Source organism: Peribacillus sp. (assembly GCF_059453735.1).
Map to the genome: position 1 here is coordinate 1 of NZ_JAZVJO010000047.1, position 2,119 is coordinate 2,119.

3 protein-coding genes are annotated in these 2,119 nt (G+C 35.3%); all 3 read right to left on the bottom strand.

The features are described 5' to 3' along the window. Nucleotides 1-356: 356 nt before the first annotated feature. The 3 genes from AC52RT_RS01485 to AC52RT_RS01495 are packed head-to-tail and all read right to left on the bottom strand — an operon-like array spanning nucleotide 357 to nucleotide 1,890. Entirely contained in the window at nucleotides 357-842 is a 486-nt protein-coding gene (locus AC52RT_RS01485) for a flavodoxin family protein (RefSeq protein ID WP_495539113.1), read from the bottom strand. Next, a complete protein-coding gene (locus tag AC52RT_RS01490; protein ID WP_495539114.1) occupies nucleotides 839-1,321 on the bottom strand; it encodes a hypothetical protein in 483 nt (160 codons plus the stop codon). Before AC52RT_RS01490 ends, AC52RT_RS01485 begins: the two co-directional genes overlap by 4 nt. Before the next feature lie 20 nt (nucleotides 1,322-1,341). Continuing rightward, complete coding sequence (locus tag AC52RT_RS01495; protein WP_495539115.1) at nucleotides 1,342-1,890, bottom strand: PadR family transcriptional regulator; 549 nt, start codon at nucleotides 1,888-1,890, stop codon at nucleotides 1,342-1,344. Between the last annotated feature and the right edge of the window lie 229 nt (nucleotides 1,891-2,119).

Sequence of the window (2,119 nt, forward strand, 5' to 3'; positions counted from 1 at the left end):
TGGTTTACCTTTTGAGTCTAATCTAACTATCAACCCCATCCTTTTCTCCTTTCTCTGATGGATAGTAACTACCAAGTCAGAGAAAGTCTCTCAAAGAACTCCCTCTGTTTATCCCAAGGGAAATCCTTCTTGGTAAGAATATTGTATCACAAATGGATGTGATTTTCCACTTGTGGTATTATCATGAAATGCTTGACTTTTTGCCCCAAAATGTAATTATATATATAGAAAAGCTCGACCCGTTGTTGGAATTAACATTGGGCCCAGAGTTTTTTCTTTTTCACCAAAAATAATCGTATCTGTCTATACCGAACCTCTTTCATAGTTTAGAACATCTTCTCTAATAAATCCACCCATCACTTTAGCATCTCAGCGAATGCTTCAATTTCAGCATCCTTTTCTTTATTCGGCTTTGACTTTGGTTCAATGAATACTGCTGTTTTCTCAATTTTATCAATTCCCAAAGTCTTAGCTAATTTTGCAAATGCTTTTTCTGCACCGGAACCACTCTGACAGACAAAAGCAACTATGCTCTTTTCTTCTAATTCTTCTTTGTTATCCTCGATAAATGTTCTGATAGGCGGGGCAAAATTCGATGCCCATACCGGAGATCCAAATATAACCCTGTCGTAATCACTAAGGTTTAAAGTGTACTCTTCAAGCTCTGGTTTTTCGGCCATCACCGCACTCTTGCCACCCCAAAAGAATTTCGCAAAACCTTTATCGTGGTAAGCCTTCTTAGGAATAAGAGATAAACTATCTGCTCCCGTCACAGCCTTAATCTTATCTACAACAAATTCTGTATTTCCTTCCAGCGAATAATAAACTATTAAATCCTTCATTTTTTGCTCCTTTCAACTTCATTTTTATTCATTAAATGAATTCCAATATGACCTATACCAAGAATTATCACAGCGATTCCCAATAATATGTTCCTACCGTATATCGCTAACAGTAAAAAAGCAAAGACTGGAAGTGTTGCACCTGCAACTAGTATCCCAAGCAGACTTCTGTAGAAATCCCTCATACTCTTCGGGCTTCTGAAATATCTAACCCAATAAACCTCGTATAGAATCATCAGTGCAAAAGCCATAATAAGCCACCATGACCAACCTGACCATATATTTATATTAAAATCTTCGAATATCAACACAATGCATGAAACCGATACTTCGCCTACTCTTTCGAATACTTTTAGAACCTTATTTTCATTACAGACATATTTATCATAATCTATCGGTTGGTATCTGGTCCAAATAATATTCGGCACAATCAACATCAAAAGAAAAATTAAGCCAACATAGGAAAACCCAAAATGCATAATCTCACCCCCAAGTCATCTTATGTTTTATAGTAGTTTTTTAACATTTTCTTTGCTTTAGTACACCATCTCAGATATGCTTCGTATGTTTCAATACCAAAAGATGTCGTTAGCAAATAGTATAAATGATCTTCCACTTCAATGGCTTTCTCCAACGTCTCCTGATACAGCTTTAGAACTATTAAATCCTTCCTTATCTGCTCTTCAAATACTTCTATGTTATGAATCGATACATCTCTTCCACCTGCTCCGCCAAAAAAGAGTTTAAGCAGCGTCTCGTATCTAAGTTCATTATGTACCTGTTCTGATTTTAGCCAATCACCAAGTGATCGTCTGCCGGCCTCCGTAATTTGGTAAATGCTCTTTTCTCGCCCACCTACCGATGTCTCAATTTTCGTTATTAGGCCTTGAGTCTCCATATTCTTCAATGCCGGATAAATATTTCCAAAACTCCCCTTCCAGAAAAAGCTAATTGCACCGTCAATTCGTTTTTTAATATCATAACCAGTTAAATCTTCATGACTTAACAGCCCCAGAATTACCATGTCTATTTTACGTTCTCTTGCCATATATACCATCCTATCATTAATTATAATATATCTTTTTGATATATCGTTTTGATATATAATAACAATTCCAAGAAAGGTTGTCAATCTTTACAATAAAAAATCCTGTCATCCCCATTAAATATTTTCACATTTATTTTAATCTTTTAGTTTCATTTAAGGTACACATATTATAATCTTCTCAAGAAGGGAGATGATTTAATGAAACTTAACAAGAAAATTACAATTCCGA